This is a genomic window from Streptomyces ipomoeae 91-03, assembly GCF_000317595.1.
Lineage (GTDB): Bacteria > Actinomycetota > Actinomycetes > Streptomycetales > Streptomycetaceae > Streptomyces > Streptomyces ipomoeae.
The window spans coordinates 1-17,577 of the sequence record NZ_AEJC01000033.1 but is presented as its reverse complement, the minus strand read 5'-3'; the positions used below and the strand labels follow the sequence as shown (position 1 = coordinate 17,577).

The 17,577-nt window shown below is 70.9% G+C and carries 13 protein-coding genes and 1 pseudogene; 4 read left to right on the top strand and 10 right to left on the bottom strand.

What is annotated here, in order from left to right; translation table 11 throughout:
* A pseudogene (locus STRIP9103_RS01940) lies at window positions 1-262 on the top strand (ribosome small subunit-dependent GTPase A); the annotation flags it as partial.
* 283 nt (window positions 263-545) lie between these two features.
* Here STRIP9103_RS01940 and STRIP9103_RS01935 read toward each other — a convergent pair.
* The 8 genes from STRIP9103_RS01935 to STRIP9103_RS01900 all read right to left on the bottom strand — a co-directional run bounded on the left by STRIP9103_RS01935 (window position 546) and on the right by STRIP9103_RS01900 (window position 10,372).
* Window positions 546-2,876 carry a discoidin domain-containing protein gene (locus STRIP9103_RS01935; protein WP_009295549.1) on the bottom strand — a complete coding sequence of 777 codons (2,331 nt, stop codon included), beginning with the start codon at window positions 2,874-2,876 and terminating at the stop codon, window positions 546-548.
* Entirely contained in the window at window positions 2,873-3,910 is a 1,038-nt protein-coding gene (locus tag STRIP9103_RS01930; protein ID WP_009295535.1) for a peptidyl-prolyl cis-trans isomerase, read from the bottom strand. The genes STRIP9103_RS01935 and STRIP9103_RS01930 overlap by 4 nt, the downstream gene beginning before the upstream one ends.
* Before the next feature lie 170 nt (window positions 3,911-4,080).
* Window positions 4,081-5,514 carry an alpha-L-fucosidase gene (locus STRIP9103_RS01925; RefSeq protein WP_009295550.1) on the bottom strand — a complete coding sequence of 478 codons (1,434 nt, stop codon included), beginning with the start codon at window positions 5,512-5,514 and terminating at the stop codon, window positions 4,081-4,083.
* Window positions 5,511-5,690 carry a DUF6903 family protein gene (locus tag STRIP9103_RS01920; protein WP_009295525.1) on the bottom strand — a complete coding sequence of 60 codons (180 nt, stop codon included), beginning with the start codon at window positions 5,688-5,690 and terminating at the stop codon, window positions 5,511-5,513. Before STRIP9103_RS01920 ends, STRIP9103_RS01925 begins: the two co-directional genes overlap by 4 nt.
* A gap of 18 nt (window positions 5,691-5,708) precedes the next feature.
* Window positions 5,709-6,632 (bottom strand): carbohydrate ABC transporter permease, encoded by a 924-nt coding sequence (locus tag STRIP9103_RS01915; RefSeq protein ID WP_009295533.1) that lies wholly within the window; start codon window positions 6,630-6,632, stop codon window positions 5,709-5,711.
* 47 nt (window positions 6,633-6,679) lie between these two features.
* Window positions 6,680-7,663: a carbohydrate ABC transporter permease gene (locus STRIP9103_RS01910; protein WP_009295543.1), complete on the bottom strand. Its 984-nt coding sequence runs from the start codon at window positions 7,661-7,663 to the stop codon at window positions 6,680-6,682.
* A gap of 1 nt (window position 7,664) precedes the next feature.
* Window positions 7,665-8,987: a carbohydrate ABC transporter substrate-binding protein gene (locus tag STRIP9103_RS01905; protein WP_009295551.1), complete on the bottom strand. Its 1,323-nt coding sequence runs from the start codon at window positions 8,985-8,987 to the stop codon at window positions 7,665-7,667.
* Window positions 8,988-9,343: 356 nt separating this feature from the next.
* The gene (locus STRIP9103_RS01900; RefSeq protein WP_009295553.1) at window positions 9,344-10,372 is read right to left on the bottom strand and encodes a LacI family DNA-binding transcriptional regulator; all 1,029 of its coding nucleotides are present in this window, start codon (window positions 10,370-10,372) and stop codon (window positions 9,344-9,346) included.
* 91 nt (window positions 10,373-10,463) lie between these two features.
* Here STRIP9103_RS01900 and STRIP9103_RS01895 point away from each other — a divergent pair, with 91 nt between their 5' ends.
* Entirely contained in the window at window positions 10,464-12,530 is a 2,067-nt protein-coding gene (locus tag STRIP9103_RS01895; RefSeq protein ID WP_009295552.1) for a glycoside hydrolase family 35 protein, read from the top strand.
* Between the two features lie 186 nt (window positions 12,531-12,716).
* On the opposite strand, the gene STRIP9103_RS01890 is transcribed toward STRIP9103_RS01895, so the two are convergent.
* Together STRIP9103_RS01890 and STRIP9103_RS53360 are read right to left on the bottom strand one after the other, a co-directional pair.
* Complete coding sequence (locus STRIP9103_RS01890; protein ID WP_009295547.1) at window positions 12,717-13,199, bottom strand: DUF456 domain-containing protein; 483 nt, start codon at window positions 13,197-13,199, stop codon at window positions 12,717-12,719.
* A 740-nt stretch (window positions 13,200-13,939) separates the two neighbouring features.
* Window positions 13,940-14,149: a hypothetical protein gene (locus tag STRIP9103_RS53360; protein ID WP_048819524.1), complete on the bottom strand. Its 210-nt coding sequence runs from the start codon at window positions 14,147-14,149 to the stop codon at window positions 13,940-13,942.
* Window positions 14,150-15,386: 1,237 nt separating this feature from the next.
* Here STRIP9103_RS53360 and STRIP9103_RS53355 point away from each other — a divergent pair.
* On the top strand, window positions 15,387-16,352 hold the full coding sequence (locus STRIP9103_RS53355) for a protein phosphatase 2C domain-containing protein (protein ID WP_009295531.1): 966 nt from the start codon (window positions 15,387-15,389) through the stop codon (window positions 16,350-16,352).
* A gap of 540 nt (window positions 16,353-16,892) precedes the next feature.
* A complete protein-coding gene (locus tag STRIP9103_RS01875; protein WP_048819523.1) occupies window positions 16,893-17,384 on the top strand; it encodes an ATP-binding protein in 492 nt (163 codons plus the stop codon).
* Window positions 17,385-17,577: the final 193 nt, after the last annotated feature.

Below are 17,577 nucleotides of genomic sequence, written 5' to 3'. Positions count from 1 at the left end.
GATCGAGGAACTGGCGGGGGAGTGCCGGTTCCATGACTGTGCGCATGTGGCCGAGCCGGGGTGTGCGGTGCTCGGGGCCGTCGAGTCGGGGGCGTTGCCCGAGCGGCGGCTGGAGAGCTATCGGAAGCTGCTTCGGGAGAATCAGCGGATCGTGGCGAAGAGCGACGCTCGGCTTCGGGCCGAGATCCGTAAGGAGTGGAAGAGGAAGGGGGCGGAGGGGCGCGCGGCGATGGAGGCCAAGCGCGGGCGCCACCGGGCGTAACGGCTCCTCTTCCGCCCCCGCCGCCCCTACCCGTCCCTCCCCGCTCTCGGCTCCTCCCACTCTCGACTTCGCTCGAGCGGGAGGGGCCCCCATCGCGGCGGAGCCGCAATTCGATACAGCCCCGCGCCCCTGCTTTTCAGGGGCGCGGGGAACTGCGCGACCAGCACCACACCACTCGCACCCGCCCAAACAACCCCTCCCCCCGAGCCAATAGGCGGGGGTTCTCCTCCTCACCGCCGACGAGTCAGGCGTCCGGGCCGTCGGCTGTCCGGCTCTCCCTCGGCTATCCGCCGGAGTTGTACACAGCGATCTCCGTCATCGTCGGTGTGTACAACTCCGTCGCGATCCTGCCCGTGAGGGCCACGCGGAGTCGGGTGGTCGTGACATCGCCGAAGCCGGTGACGGTGAGGTCGTGGCCGATGCCGGTGTCGCGGTCGGCGAAGGTCACCCATTGGCCGGTGTCGGGGTTCCAGCGTTGCAGGTCGAACGACCGCACCCTCGGGTTGGTGCCCGAGTCGGTGTACTCGTCCAGGTAGACCTCGTCGAAGGTGGTGGCCGTGCCGAAGTCGATGTCGAGGGTGATCGGGTAGGCCGCGTCGTCGGCGGCGGCCCAGCGGGTCGTGAGGTTGCCGTCGGTGAGTCTGTCGGCGGTGAGGGTGCCGCCCGCTCCGGGATGGGTGGAACTGGCGGTGACGGGTTTGCCGAGGGCGAGGTCGACGCGGTTGTCGATCTCGTCCTCGATGGGGTCGTCGTCGACGGGGGCGGGGACCTGCGGGCCGACGCGGCTCTCGGCCATGCCGATGTCGGGTGCGTCGCCGTAGTAGATGTGGGTGCCGAGGAAGTCCTCGGTGCCGAGGTGCGGGTTGTATCGGCCGGCGTCGATCAGGGGTGAGTCGTCGCGGAGGGCGAAGTGGGCGGCGGCCTTTCGGATCTGTTCCACGCCCGCCCCGGTGACGTATTCGGCGGGGTCGCCGACGAAACGGGGGTCGGCCCGCAGGCCCTTCGGGTCGGCCGGTTCCTGGGGGGAATGGGCGCCGCCGGCCTCGTAGTAGTCGTTGTTCGCGAATACGGCCTGGCGTAGGGCGCCGGTTCGGCGGTACCACGGGGTCGGAGTCGTCTTCGAGGTGTTGTGGAAGATGTTGTTCAGGAAGTAGACGCGGCTCAGGAACGTCTCGTCGTGGACGTAGTCGAGATCAGCGCCGTCGTAGACGAAGGTGTTGTTCGTGAAGTAGGTCGGCGAGTAGTTCGTCGACAGCATGTTCTTCACGAGGACGCCGTTGTCGTTGACGCTCAGGTTGTAACGGGCCACCGAATTGGCGCTGTTGCCCATGTAGGCCATCCAGCCCGCCGCGTTGTCGTGCGAGTAGTTGAACTGGTAGGTGACGTTGAAGTTGGTGTATTCGAGGTCCCACGGGGTGCCGTCGTACTCGTTGTCCGGGCCGCCGTAGACCTCGTTGAACTGCATGACGGAGTCGGCCCCGGCCCACAGATAGAGCGCGCAGGACACCGCGTCGTAGCGCTTCAGATAGCCGTTCACCTCGTTGTACTCGACCGTCATGTTCTTGGTGTTGGCGAGCTGGATGGCTCCCTGGCCGATGCTCTCGGCGTAGTTGTGGCCGATGTAGACGTCACGGCTGTACAGGTCGCGGGTGCGTACCCACAGCTGTTCCCAGCCCTCGTGCCATTTCCCGTTCTCGTCGTACTGTCCGGCGTCCGCGCCGTCGGCCGCGAACCAGTTGAACGCGAACTGGACGGCGTGCAGTTCGACGTTCTCGAAGGTGTTGTTCTCGATCCGGACGTCCTTGAAGTAGTAGCCGCCGGTGCCGTACTCCTTGTAGCTGCGGCTGCCGAATACCTGGAAATTCACGGCGCCGTAGTGAATGCGCTGCCAGGTGCTCGGGCCGTCGAGGTTGTGGACGTATATGTTCGAGATGCGGAAATGATCCATGATGCTGTCCGCGCCGTTCCCGAGAAGATCGGCGTTGATCGACACCATGATTCCGTCACGGACGTACGAACCCGACTTGATGTCGGTCGCGAAGTCGTCGTCGTTGGACAGTTCGACATTGTTGATGTCCCAGTACTGCTGGTTGCGCAGCACGATCGCACCGGTCAGACCGACCGTGGCCGGGTTCTTGGTGCCGTCCGCCCTGAACGGGCTCGGCACCTTGCCGTTCGTCGCGATGTACGGGCGCCGGGCGCTCGGGTCGCCGTACGCCGAGATGGTGATCGGCCTGCCCGCGCCGCCCGAGCCCTTCGGCCACAGCTGCTCGTCCTGCCACTGCTCACCGGCCTTGAGCAGGATGCGGTCGCCCGGCGCGAACGTCGTCGCGTTCGCCTTGGCCAGGGTGCGCCAGGCGGTCGCCGGGGAGGTGCCGGTCGCGGTGTCCCGGCCGAGCGTGGCGTCGATGTAGTAGTCCCTGCCGCCGGTGGTGTTCGGTGTGTTGCCCGGCCAGCTCGGCTTCACCGCCTTGCGGGTGGGAGTCCGGTCCGGTGGTGCGGCGGCGTACGCGGTGGGTACGAGCGAGCCGACGAGCAGCGCGGCGAGCAGGGCGACGAAGGCCGCGTACAGCGTTCGTACGAGGAGTGGTGATCCGGTGCCGAAGGGTCTCATTGCTGCACATCCTCTGCGTTGATGGCGTCCACCGCCGAGGTGTCGATATCGATGTCACCGTTCTCGACCCGGCGCTGGAGATACCGGTTGAACTTCTCCTCGACGAGCGACTGCCGGATCCGCTGGGCGTAGTCGGCGAACGCCTTGTCCTCGTCGACGTCCTTGCCGTCGAGCTCGTAGTAGGTGATCCGGCCGGTGCCCTTGACGGGGGCGGAGATCCGTCCCGGCGCGAGCTTGCCGAGGACCGACATGAGGTCCTGGTCATGGGCGTTCAGCGAGGTGGAGCCACCGCCGTCGTACGTGCCGGTCGTCAGCTCGGCCCCGGGCTCCCCGGCGGCGACGTCCGCGAGGCGCCCGGCCGACGTCACCCGTCGCTGCAGCCGCTCGGCGTGGTCGGCGGCGCCGTCGGGCACTGGCACCACCAGCCGCGTGTACGTGTACGTCGTCGCGTTGGCGCTCCAGGCGTCCCGGTCGGCGTCGAACGCCTGTCTGGCCTCGGCGTCGGTGACCCGGAGCGGGGCGCCGGCGCCCGTGCCGAGCCGCTTCTTCAGGCTGGTGGTGAGTTCCGCGAGCCGGTGGGTGTAGTACTCCTCGGGGGAGAAGTTCGCGACGCCGTACACCGTCTCGCCCGCCGTGAGGGCCTTCGCCCGGGACTCGTTCTCCCGGGCCAGCTCGGCCAGGAAGTCCGCGTGGTCCACGGAGTCGACCAGCCCCTGCTCCTTCGCCAGGACGAGTGTCGTCCTGTCCCGCCGGATCTCGTCGAACGCACGGTTCTCCAGCCGCTGGAGCGCGGTCTTGTCGCCCGCCTTCGCGTTCCAGTCGATCGCGCCGCGCGGGTCGTACTTGTTGCGCAGCTCGTTCTGCACGGTCGGCGCGAGTCGCCGCATGTGGAAGAGCAGTTCGTCGCGGGTCACGGGGTGTCCGTCGAGGGAGGCGACCTCGGCGGTCCCGGCGGTCCCGGCGGTCTCGTCGGTCGTGTGGTCGCCGAGCATCGTCAGCCCGGTGACCAGCAGCGCGACGAGGGCGACGCCCACGCCGGTGCAGAGGACCAGGGCCCGGCGCGATGGCCTGCGGCCGGCGCCCGGCTCGCGGGAACCACTCGGCCTGGGCGAGCTGCGCGGCTTCCCCGGCTTGCGTGAGGTGCCTGCCTTGCGGGAAACGGCCGGTCCCCGTGAAGCGCCCGCTCCGGACATCGTGCCGCCCTTCATGACGCCGCCCCGATCGCCGCCACCCGGGCCACGACGGGTGTGTCCCGGGCCTTTGTCACCTCGACCAGTACGGCGTCGACCTCGGCCGGAGGGAACGTCAGGATGCGCTGGTACCCCACCGCGTGCGCCTCGGCGAGGATCGTCCACCGCCCGTCCCGGCGGCCCCGTACGACCACGTGCTCGATGCGCTGCCCCTGAGCGATGTCCTCACCGACGACCACCGCTTCCACCGCGCGAGGACACCCGAACTCCAGCGTCACACCCGGCCGTCGGTCCATCTCGTCCGGTCGCCAAGGCGTACGTCCGCCGCCGGGCCACGCCGTCGCCACGTCCCCCACCGCACCGGAGGACACCGTCGCCGTCGCCTCGACGCGCCGCCCCCGGAACTCCTCGACGCGCCGCCCGAGCCCTGCCAGCACCGCCACGTCGGTGTCCCGCAGCCGTCCGTCCCGGGCCGGTGGGACATTGAGCAGGAAGCAGGAGTTGCCGCCCACCGCGCGCAGATGGATGGTGAACAGCTCGTCCACGGAACGGACTCGGGTGTCCTCGGCCGGATGGTGGAACCAGCCGGGGCGGATCGAGGTGTTGACCTCGGCCGGATACCAGACCAGGTCGTCCTCGTGTCCGGCGAGGGCGGTGCGGCTGCCGAGGTCGCGGTCGTCGCTGCGGACCAGCCGGGCGAAGGTGCCGTCGTCCGCCTTCTGCGAGCGGTCGGCGATGCGTTCGGCGTCCTGGAGGGCGCGGGGGACCACGCTCCACTCGTCGGGTCGGGTGTCCCCGGCCTCGTTGCCGCACCAGCGGACATCGGGCCCGCACACACTGATGACGGCGTCCGGCTGCAACGCGCGGACCACCGCGTAGTACCGGTCCCAGTCGTACGTCTGCCGCTTGCCGTTCGGGCCCTCGCCGTTCGCGCCGTCCAGCCAGACCGAGAACACCGGCCCGTACCGGGTGAGCAGCTCGGTGAGCTGGGCGACGTAGAAGTCGTCGTACGCGGTGCCGGAGCCGTAGGAGGCCTCGGCGCGGTCCCAGGGGGAGAGGTAGACACCGAAGCGCAGGCCGTGTCGGCGGGCCGCGTCGGCGACCTCCGCCACCACGTCGCCCCGGCCGTCACGCCACGGCGACGAGGCGACCGAGTATGTCGTGACGTCGCTCGGCCAGAGGCAGAACCCGTCGTGGTGCTTGCAGGTGAGGATCACGCCGGTCATCCCGGCGGCCTTGAGCGCCGTGACCCACTGGTCGGCGTCGAGGTCGGCCGGGTCGAACAACGCCGGGTCGTCGTGGCCCTCGCCCCACTCGCGGTCCGTCATGGTGTTCATGCCGAAGTGGAGGAAGCCGTAGAACTCCATGGCCTGCCAGGCGAGTTGGCGCTCGCTCGGCCGGATCGAGGCCAGCGCCGGTGCCCGTCCGGACGCCGTGGGCGCGGTCACCGGAACCGCCGGTTGTAGGCGGCGAGCAGGGCCAGCAGCCCGGCCAGCGCGGCGAGCATGGTCAGGAGGTTGCCCCAACCGACCGTCGTGCGCGCGGTGACGACGAGGGTGAGGCAGACCGCCGCGACGAGCGTACGGGCGGTGACGAGCAGCGCCGTACGCGTCGATTCCTTCATGGGGTGGGTTTCCTTCCGTCAGCCCTTCACTCCACCGGAGGCCATGCCTTCGATGAGACGGCGTTGGACGATCGCGTAGACGATGAGAACCGGGACGATCACGATGACCAGACCGGCGTAGAGGCGCCCGTAGTCGGCCGCCGCCTTCTGCGCGGTGAACAGGTTGAGCAGGCCGACCTGCAGCGTCTTGCCCTCGCCGGGGAGCAGGGTGAGGGCGATGATGAAGTCGTTCCAGTAGGCGAGGAAGTTGAACAGGATCACGGTGGTGACCGCCGGGCGTGCCATCGGAAGCGTGACCGTGGTCATGATCCGGAGGCGGGACGCGCCGTCCAGGGCGGCGGCCTCCTCGTACTCGACCGGTATTGACCGGAAGTACGCGGTGAGCAGATAGATCGTGAACGGGATCGACGTGGCCGCGTAGACGAGGGACAGGACGGCGGGGTTGTCGATGAAGAAGCCGCCGGGGAAGACGTCGATCAGCGCGCGGTCCCAGTCGACGAGCATGAGGAAGATCGGTACGACGATGTAGTTGACGTTGACGAAGAGCCCGCCCAGCATCGCGATCTCCACCAGGCCCCGGCCGCGGAACTCGTACCGGGCGATGACATACGCCGCCGGCACGGAGACCGCCAGCACGAACACCAGGCCGAGCACGGTGACGAGCACCGAGGTCAGGAAGTACTGGCCCATGTGCGCGGTGACGAACGCGTCGACGTAGTTCTGGACGTGCAGCCCCTTCGGCAGGGTCCAGGGGCTGCCGAAGAACTCGCTCTTCTGCTTGAGCGAGGCGATCAGCACCCAGGCGACCGGCACGGCGATGGCGAGTGCCAGGGCGATGACGAGGGCGTGGGTGAGCGTCCGGCCGGGTCGGGGGCGGCCCGACCCGGGCCGGGCCGCCGGGGACTGGTCCGGGTGCGGGCGGGGTGGGGCGGTCAGGGTCATGGTGCCTGTCCTCAGGACTCTCGGAACTCTCGGAACGCTCGGAACACTCAGAACTGGAGGGGTTCGCGCCGGGTCGCCCGGCTCACCAGGAGCGACACGAGGAACGAGAAGGCGAAGACGACGACACCGATGGTCATGCCGTAGCCGTACGACGAGTTCGTGTACGCCTGCTTGTACATGTAGCTCAGCAGGACCTCGGAGGAGCCGTCGGGACCGCCGCCGGTCATCGCGCGGACCAGGACGAAACTGAGGTTGACGGCGCTCATCACGAAGAACGTCAGCGTGGTGCGCAGGCTCTGCCAGATCAGCGGCAGCGTGATGGAGAAGAACTGCCGCCCGGTGGAGGCGCCGTCGAGCGCGCTCGCCTCGTAGAGCTCCTCCGGGATGCTCGCCATGCCCGCCATGTAGAGGACCGTGTAGTAGCCCAGCGACTGCCAGACCATCGCGATCGCCACGGAGTAGAGCACGACCTTCTGGTCGCCGAGCCAGACCTGTTGCAGACCGTCGAGCGACAGCAGTCGGAGGGTGCCGTTGAGCAGGCCGTTCTTCTGGTCGTAGACGGCGGAGAAGATCGCCGCGATGACGACCACCGACAGTACGTTCGGGATGTAGAGGATGAACCGGTACAGGTTCCGTCCGCGCAGTCGCTGCCGGGTCATGATCGCGGCGAGGAACAGGGCCATGCCCATCGTCACGACGGTCACCACGACCAGGAGCGCGACCGTGTTCTGGAAGGCCCGCACGAACTGTTCGTCGTCGAGGAGGCGGCGGAAGTTGTCGAGCCCGACGAAGCGCATGTCGGGGGAGAAGCCGCTCCAGGTGTAGAGGGACATCCGGAACACGTTCACGGTCGGGACGATCATGAACACCGCGAAGAGCACCAGCGCGGGCAGTAGACAGGCGAGCACGAAGCGGGTGTCGGCCCGCCGCCGGGCCGGGGCCCGGGTGCCCCGTGGCGAACTCCCGGCGGGCGGCGCCGATGTGCCGGTGCCGTTCGTAGAGCCTTGACGTGGGGTGGACAGGGTCGTCACCTCAGTCGCCCGCCTCGCGCAGCTTCTCGCTGGCGTCGTTCAGCGCGGCCTGCCACTTCTCCTCGGTGGTGTCGCCGCTGACGATGCTGTTGGCGGTGTCGAACAGTGTGGCCTTGATGTCGACGCCCGGAACGGGCGCGGTGCTCGCGAAGCCGCCGACCAGCGCCGAGACCGACGCGTCCTCGTACACCTTGTAGAACTCGGCGTTCTCCCCGGACAGCGTGCTCGCGATGCCCTCGACGGGCTGGATCGCGTTCGACTTCGCGAAGATCTTCGCCGCCTCGTCGGAGTACAGATAGGCGATGAACTCCTTCGCCGCGTCCTTGTGTTCGGCGGCGGTGGGCACCCACACCGACTCGACCGACGTCGTGATGTACCGCTTGCCGCCCGAGGTGACCGCCGGCAGCGGCGTCAGACCCCATTGGAAGCCGTCCGCGCGGGGCGCGTCCGCCATCTCGCCGACGATCCAGGTGCCGTTCGGCATGAACAGCGCCTTGTTGTCGAGGACCAGCTGCTGGTTCTTGGTGAAGTCCTGCTCGTTGGCGTACCCGACGGTCTCGGGCGCGGTGTGGCTCAGCAGCCGGGTGGTGATGTCGAGCGCCTTCCGGGCGTTCGCCGACTTCCAGATGTCCTTCTTGTGCGTCATCACGTCGGTGTAGAACCGCTCCCCGCCGACGTCCGCGAGCAGCGCGAAGAAGTACGAGTCGAGGTACCCGGCGGTCGGGTACGTGAACAGCGGTATGCCCTGCTTCTTCGCCGTCTCGGCGAGCGTGAACATCTCGTCCCAGGTGCCCGGGACCTTCCAGCCCTTCTCCTCGAACAGGCCCTTGTTGTAGAAGAGCCCGGTCGGCGCGTAGTACATCGGCATCAGATATGTCTGGTCCGTGCCGTACGGGTTGGTGTTGAGGTTGCCGATGATGCCCTCGGTGAGCTTGTCCCCGACGGTCGTGTTCTCGCCGGGGATCTGCTCCTTCAGGATCGGGGTGAGGTCCTCCAGGGCCTTGTCCTTGATGAGGGTCTCGGTGAGGGCGGCCTTGCGACCCTGGCCGAGCACCACGACGTCCGGGTAGCGCCCCGCCTTCATGTTCGGGGTGATCTCGTCCTCGATGCTCTTCGAGATCTGCAACTGGACGTCGATGTCGGGGTGCGAGGCCTCGTACGCCTTGATGACCTGCGTGTACATGTCCCGGCCGTAGCCGCCTTCGAGGGCGGCGACCTTGAGGGTCGTCCTGCCGGAGTCCGAGCCGCCCCCGCCGGTCGAGCAGCCTGCGAGCAGTCCGAGCGTCGTGACCGCGGCACCCGCGAGGACGAGCGATCTCCTCATGTGAGGTCCTTCCCGTGGATCGGGATCGCATGACGATCCGACTTGTTACGGTGGCACCGATAACATGAAGGCTTACGGTGGCACCGAAGCGGGTGAGGGCGCAAGGGCGCCGAGAGGGGTTTTCGGCTGCGGGTGAGTGGGGGTTGCTCGCGCCCACGCGGCGGAGCCGCAAATCGACACAGCCGCGCGCCCCTGGACGGCATGGGTCGCGCCCGGGGCTTTTAAGGGGCGCGGGGAACTGCGCGACCAGCCACAGAACCACCCGCACCCGCCACACAACCCCACCCACCCGAGCTCGAAGGCGAAGCCGAGAGCGGGGGAGGGACGGGTAGGGGCGGCGGGGGCGAAACCCTGGGTCAGGGCAGCCGCGGCGGAGCCGTGGAGCCGCGCACCGAGAGCGACGTGTCGGCCACGGCGTCGTCGACGTCCGCGTCGTCGCCCTGGAGCAGCAGGGCCACGGCCGCCGCGCCGTAGCGGTAGAAGTCCTGGCGGACGGTCGTCAGCGGTGGATGGCAGTAGGCCGCGAGCGCGATGTCGTCGACGCTCACGATCGACACGTCGTCGGGCACGGCCCGGCCGCGTTCGCGCAGCGCGCGGATCACCCCGAAGGCCATCTCGTCACCGGCCACGAAGACCGCGGTCACATCCGGGATCATCGCGAGGATCTGCCCGTGCCGGTACCCCGAGTCGGGCGACCAGTCGCCCTCCAGCGGCGGCGGCGCCTCGATCCCGGCCGCGGCCAGGCACTCCTGCCAGCCCTGCCGCCGCCGGCGCGCCTCGATCCATTCGTCGGGCCCGGAGATGTGCCAGACCTGGCGGTGCCCCAGGTCGAGCAGGTGCCGCGTCGCGACACGGCCCGCCTCCCGCTGGTCGATGCCGAGCACCCGGGCGCCCGCCGTCCGTGAGCCGTCGAGCGTGACGGTCGGGATGTCGCGGGTGATGTCCTCCATCTTCGGGGTCACCGAGATCAGCGGTACGGCGATGACGAAGCCGTCGACACCCTGGTCGGCGAGCTTGGACAGGGCCCGCTCCATCAGACCCGTGTCGAGCGCGGCGATCGTCGCGATGCTCACCGCGTACCCGGCGGCACCGGCCGCCGCCTCCACGCCGGCGGTCACCGCGGAGCGCGAGTAGTACCCGCCGGACGCCAGCAGGACGAGCCCGATCGTGTGGCTGCGCCCGGAGGACAGTGTCCGGGCGGCGCTGTTGAACCGGTAGCCGACCTGTTCCACGGCGGCCAGCACACGCCGCTTGGTCTCGGGGTTGACGTTCGGCGAACCGCGCAGCGTGCGCGAGACGGTCTGCGCCGACACCCCGGCACTCCGAGCCACGTCGGCCATGCTCGGCTGCCTCGGCCTCGCGGGACCCTCGGTGCCCTGGGTCATGGCGCTCCTCTCCCGCGGCCGGCCCGCGACGTTCCTTCACCGATCATATCGGGCTTGTTACTCATGGCATCGATAACATACGCTCCCACCCGTGACTGAGCCGCCCACGACACACCTCGCACCGGCCCACACCACGACCGAGACGGCCCCCGACGCCGCCACCGGCGCGCTCACCTGGGACGGGGGCCGCCTGTACCGGCACGGCGTCCCCCACCGCATCCTCTCCGGGGGCCTGCACTACTTCCGTGTCCACCCCGACATCTGGCGGGACCGGATCCGCCGCCTCGCCGACCTCGGCCTCAACACGGTCGACACCTACGTGCCGTGGAACTTCCACCAGCCCCGCGAGCACCGGCCGCCGAGCTTCGACGGCTGGCGTGACCTCGAACGATTCATCGGCACGGTGGGCGAGGAGGGCCTGGACGTCGTCGTCCGCCCCGGCCCGTACATCTGCGCCGAGTGGTCCAACGGCGGCCTGCCCAGCTGGCTCACCGGCCGCGACGTCGCGATCCGCAGCTCGGACCCGGCGTTCACCTCCGCCGTCGACCACTGGTTCGACGAGCTGATCCCACGCATCGCCGCGCTCCAGACCACCGAGGGCGGACCGGTGGTGGCCGTCCAGGTGGAGAACGAGTTCGGCAGCTACGGCGACGACCACGCCTATCTGCGCTGGAACCGCCGGGCCCTGACGACGCGCGGCATCCGCGAACTGCTGTTCACCGCCGACGGCCCCACCGAACTCATGCAGGACGGCGGCACCCTGCCCGGCACCCTCGCGGCCGTCACCCTAGGCTCCCGGCCCGCCGCCGCCCGACGCCTCCTGACCACCCGGCGCCCCGACGAACCCTTCCTGGTCGCCGAGTTCTGGAACGGCTGGTTCGACCACTGGGGCAAACGGCACCACGTCCGGGGGGTGGACAGCGCGGTGGGCACACTCCGCGACATCCTCGCCGACGACGGCAGCGTCAGCATCTACATGGCCCACGGCGGCACCAACTTCGGCCTCTGGGCGGGCGCCAACGAGGAGGACGGCCGACTGCGCCCCATCGTCACCAGCTACGACTCCGACGCGCCGATCGCCGAGGACGGCGCCCTCACCGCCAAGTTCTTCGCCGTACGCGAGGCCCTGGGCGCCCGGAAGCCGGTACGGTCACCCGCGCGCCCGCCGACACTCCCGCCGGCCCGGCGCCCCCTGGTCCACCGCGCCGACCTCCTCCCCGGCCTCCGCGCCGTGCCCGCGCCGACCGTGACCGCCCCGCGCCCCGCCTCCTTCGAACAGCTCGGCCTCGACGCGGGCATGGTCCTGCACACCGCGCACCCACGCATCCCGACCGGCGAACACCGCCTCGTCCTCACGGATGTGCGCGACCGGGCCCTGGTCTTCACCGACGGCACGCTGGTCGGCGTGGCCGACGCCGAGCATCCCGAACTACCCGTTCACGGCACGGGCGACGTCGTACGACTGGAGGTCCTGGTCGAGAGCCTGGGCCGGGTCAACTACGGGCCGGGTATCGGCCGCCACAAGGGGCTGCTGGGTCCGGTTCTCGTCGACCGGCGCGGTGTGCAGGGCTGGGACAGTACGCCGGTCGCGTTGCAGGAGTGGGGGGTGGAGGAGCTGGCGGAGGCGGTCGGCGCCGGTCGTGGGACCGGGCACGGGCGCGCCGCCGGTCATGGCACTGGGCTGGCGTCTGCCGCCGGTCACGCCGCTGGGCAGGCGTCTGCCGCCGGTCATGGCATCGGGCAGGCGTCTGCCGCCGGGCACACGTTCGCCGCCGGGCTCGACATCACGGACAGGTCCGCCGTAGGTCGCGCCATCGCGCACGCGCGTGCCGCCGGGCCCGCTATGACGCACAGGCCCGCCACCGCGCGCACGGCTGCCGCCGGGTTCGGTGTCGCGACGTTTCAGGTCGATGGCCCGGCGGATACGTTCCTCGCGCTGCCGGGATCGGGCCGTGGCCTCGTCTGGGTCAACGGGTTCCTGCTCGGGCGGCACTGGGACATCGGGCCGCAGGTCACGCTGTACTGCCCGGCCCCGTTGCTGCGCGCGGGGGAGAACACCGTGACGGTCCTGGAACTGGAACACCTCGGCGACACCCTGGAGCTGCGGGACCGCCCTGAGCTGGGGCCGACGGAGGAGTACATCGAGGAGTTCGACTGACGGGTGCGGGGAGCGGGCGGGGCCGTGCCGGCTGGGGCGTACGGGGGTGGCCGGAGGAACCGGGGAACCGGGGAACCGGGGAGCCAGGGATCTGGGGAGCCAGGGGCTGGGGCACGGGGGGCCTGGGGCACGGGGGACCTGGGAAACCCGGCGGGCGGTGTCGGCGCGGTCTGCCCGGCCTGCGCCTCAGTAGTCGATCACCGCTCCCACCCACGCCCCCGCGATCATCAGGCAGGCGAAGAGCTCCGTCAGCACGCTGGAGCCGCCCGAGCGCATCGCCGTACGTACGGCGGCCACCGCCTCGCCGTGGCGGCCGAGCCGTAGCCGCTCGGCGAGGTAGATGCCGCCGATGAAGCCGGGGATCGCACCGAGGACCGGGACGACGATGAAGCCCAGGAGAGCGCCGACACCGGCGTACACCCCCATTCGGGGGGTGGCGCCGCTCTGCTCCAGGCGCCGGGGAGGCAGGCCCCAGCGCACGGCCTGTGACAGCAGCAGTACCGCGGTGGCGCCGACGAGCACCCACCAGGCGACCGGCCGGGGGTCCTCCAGCGCCCACCACATGACCCCGGCCCACACGAGCCAGGACCCCGGTACGCCGGGGACCAGCACTCCGCACAGGCCGATCAGCAGGACCATGCCGACCAGGAGGAGTTCCCACGCTCCCATCTGCCCAGAGTGCCGGACGCCGGGGGAGCGCGCAGGTCAGCGCCGCCGCCAGGAGTTACCCTGGGTCACACAGCGGAATCCCAGGAACATGCCTCACACTCTGGCCGACCGGCCTGCACGCACGGTCGCCCCGGCGCCGCCGGGCGGTTTCTCCTGTGGGGGGTGGCACCGCCCGGCGGTCTCCTTTGGCCTGGCGTGACGGGGCCTGGAGGCGCCTGAAGGGCTGTGGAGTACTCGGGCTCGGCAGGGCTGTGCAGGGCTGTGGAGTACTCGGCGTCGTGGAAGCGCGCGGTGTCGTCGAGCGTCCGGTGTGTGCGGCGCCCGGCGCCGGGGAAGCGGTGGCGTCGTGGGAGCGCTCGTGTCAGGGGGCGCTTGATGGCCTGGGTCGCCCGGTGCCGTGGGAGGGGCCGGCGTCTGGGAAGGCCCCGGTGTCCTCGGGTGCCCGGTGTTGCATAAGACCCCGGCGCGCCGGAAGTGCCTCACGCCCCCGGAACGCGGTGCGCCCTCCTGGAACATGGCGCGCCCTCCCGGAGTGCCGCGCGCCCTCGGAGGAACCTCCTATCCCCTCCGAGGTACCTCTTGTCCCTCGACTCCCTTGCGTCGCACCGAAGTTCGACGTGTAGTCCGACACGCCGAGGGGCCATCGGTCCTGTGGGCCGATTTTCCGGATGCCCCGTTTTCATACGGCTCCCGAGGTGGACAATTAGGGGCATGAGCCAGCAGGGGGATAGCCCGACCGGTCACGAGGACGACTGGTGGCGGCAGTTGTACGACGACTCCAAGGGGGACACGGGCCCCTCGGTCGCGGCCGATTCCCTCGACGACCGCTTCGCCTCGGCGGCCAAGACGGTCGCCAAACGCCCGACGACGCCCCCGAGCACAGCGGGAGCCGCCTCGGACACCTCCGACGAGGGACCGTCCGGGCCGAGCGCCGCGGACGCCCAGGGCATGGGGTCGGACGGACCGGGCCACACGGGTGTGCCTGGTGCCGAGTTGAACAGGCCAAGTGCCTCGGATGCCCAGGGCGGGGGATCGGGCGACCCCAGGGCCTTGGACGGGTCCGGCGCAGAGCCGGGCAGGTCGGGTTCCCCGGGCGGGCTGCGCGGCGGATCGGGTGTCTCGGGACCCACCTCGGGATCGGCCCCCGGCTCCTCGGGTGCCCTCTCCGACAGGGTGCCCTCCCAGAGCCCGCCCCACAGGCCCGGTGGGCCCGACAGCCCTGGTGGACAGGGTTCTCCGGGCGGGGTCGACGCCGGGTCGGGTGGGGCGAGTGCTTCAGGCCTGCGGCGTGCGGGGTCCGACAGGTCGGGTCGTTCGGGTGTGCCGGATGCCGAACCGGACAGGGCGAGCGCTTCGGATGTCCCGGGTGGGCCGGGGTTCTCGGGCGGGTCCGGCGCAGAGCCGGGCAGGTCGGGTTCCCCGGGCGGGCTGCGCGGCGGATCGGGTGTCTCGGGACCCACCTCGGGATCGGCCCCCGGCTCCTCGGGTGCCCTCTCCGACAGGGTGCCCTCCCAGAGCCCGCCCCACAGGCCCGATGGGCCCGACAACCCTGGTGGGCCGCACAGCCCCAGCGGACCTGACAGCCCCAATGGACTCGGCGCTCCCCGTGGGCTCGGCGGCCTCGGGGGAGGCGGCAGCCGACCGGGCGACCCCCAGGCTTCCGCTCCGGACCCGGCCCCCGGCCCCGGCGACGCCCTGCGCCGCAGTGGCCTCACCCCGCAGCCCGCACCCTGGGAACCACCATCGGCCCAGCCGCAGTCCCCCCTGACCTTCCCACCCGGACCGACACCCCCGGGTTTCCGCCGGGCCACACCCTGGCGCCGTACCCCCAACCAGCCACCCTCAGACCGAGTCCCCGGCTCCCGCCCCCCGACGGACCCACCGTCCGACGCCCCGCCCCCACCGTCACGCCCGTCCGACTCGGCACCCCCATCGTCACGCCCGTCCGATGCCCCGCCCCCACCGTCGCGCCCCTCGGACGCACACCCCTCGACACAGCCTCGCGGCGGCACGCCCTCACAGCCCCCGGCGACCGCCTCGTCCGGTCCCGCCCCCTCATCGCCCTCGCCCTCGGCCGAGCAGTCCCCCCGACCCGCTGCCGAGCCCTCCGACGCGCGCCCGTCCACCCAGCTGGATCTGCCCACCCTCCAGGCCCAGGAGATCACCCTGGTCACGGGCACCCAGCCGGTGCAGGTCGACTACGTCGGGTCCGGGCCGCCCACCTACGACGCCGAACCGACGGCACTGCCGCTCGCGGATCCGGACGATCTCGGGGATCTGGTGGCGGACACGGTGCTGGACGGGGCGCGGTACGGGGCGTGTACGTTGCGGGCCGTCTCGCTGCGCGGCGACTCGGCGCGGTACCGGGGTGAGCCCCGCCGGGACTCGCTGCTCACCGCTCGTTTCGGCGCGGGCGAGCAGGCCCTGGTGCTCGTCGCCATGGCGACCGGTGTCCGGGCCACGCCGGGCGCGCACCGGGCGGCGGCCGAGGCGTGCCGGTGGATCGGCCGGGCGATCGGGCGCAGCCATGCGCGGCTGGTGGAGGACATCAGGGCCGCCCGGCGCGGCGACCTGAAGTCGGGGCTGCACCGGCTCACCGACCGCAGCCTCGGCAAGCTGCGCGCCAGCGCCGCCGAGCAGGGGCTCGACCCGGAGGAGTACACGGCGAGCCTGCGCTGTCTGCTGCTCCCGGCCGACCCCCGGTGCCGTACGCGGGTGTTCTTCGGCGTCGGCACGGGCGGACTGTTCCGGCTGAGGGACGGCGAATGGCAGGACATAGAGCCACGGGTCGCCGATGTCATGGGCGCCCCGGTGGTCGGCTTCGGCTCACTCCCGCACGAGACCCCCGAAGGCGACCGCCTCACCATGGACCTCGGCATCACGACACCCCCGAGCCCCTACGAACCCGCCCCGACCCCGCCCCGCGACCCCTTCCGCTTCCGGGCGTCCGTGGCCCGCGAGGGCGATGTCCTGCTGCTGTGCAGCGGTGGCCTCGCCGACCCGCTGCGCGGCGAGGCCTCTCTCGCCGAGCACCTGGCCGCCCGCTGGGGAACCCCGGAGCCCCCCGGCCTCGCCGCCTTCCTCGCCGACGCCCAGGTCAGGGTCAAGGGCTACGCGGACGACCGTACGGCCGCAGCCGTGTGGGAGGCATGACGGCGTAACTCTGCCGCGCGGCGAGCACCGCACCACCGAATCGCCTTGTCGGTGGCGGCGCGCTACCCGTCACCTACGGCCGGCACCGCACCGCCGACGCGTCGCCCCGCTTATCGGCCACGGAGTTGGCCTGTACCAGACGTCGGATTCCGGCCAATGAACGCCCCCGGGTTGGGCAGCCCCCGTTTCGGGCCGGGCGCCCCCGCAGGCCTGGCGGTCGCACCCCGTCCGCATACGGTCGGGTCGGCAGTCCCACATGGGCGGTCGGGCCCGATCGGGGCGTGGGGCCCGATCATCGCGGTCCGGCCGGGGCCGGTCGGTGCCGGGTCGGGCGTCGAGGACGACGGCCAGGGGCGGGGGTCGTCCAGGGCGGCAAGCGCTCTCGGAAGGTACTGATAGCTGGCTTGACCTTGTGCGTTTGAAAGCGTACGGAGGGTCGTTGACGATTCGACATGAGTGCCGCGATCCGGACGCGGGCAGGGATCTCCGTGTACGTGTTCGATCAGGAGGGGAATCGTCATCTGCACGCGGGCGGGGGTCATGAAGAGGCAGGCACGAGGGGGCGGTCCCACGGCGATCGGGGCCTCCTCGGCGGAAACGGTGGAGGAAGCGACCGACGATGTGGCGGACCAGGCCGGTGCCTGGCAGCTCAGGCGCAGACTGGGGCGGGCGGATCTCCGGGCGGTGCCCGAGGCCCGCAGAGCCCTGCGGGAGCTGTTACGGCAATGGGGGCGGCCGGGGAAGTCGGAGATAGCGGAACTGCTCACGAGCGAGTTGGTCACCAACGCGCTCGTCCACACCGACCACGACGCGGTACTGACCGCCACCGTCTCACCGGGCGGACTCCATGTGGAGGTACGGGACTTCGTGGGCCGCAGGCCCAAACCCCGGGTGCCGAACGCCGACGACGGCACCCACGCGACCCACGGACGCGGCCTCCTTCTCGTACAGTCCCTCGCCGACGCCTGGGGCGTACGGTCGCACGGGGTGGGCAAGGCGGTCTGGTTCGACCTGGACGGCGGGCTGACATAGGACCGGCCCCCACGCCGACAACCGGCACCGAAGGTCAACGGCCCCTGTGGACAACCGAAGGCCCACGCCCCCTGTGAACACCGGACACGAAACGGGCAGGGTGGGGCTGGGGGATTTTCCGGTTCCCGGTTCGTCCGTCGGCTCGGCTCCTGGCTGGTTCTCCTTCCGGAGGTGACGGCTGACCTCGGCCGTC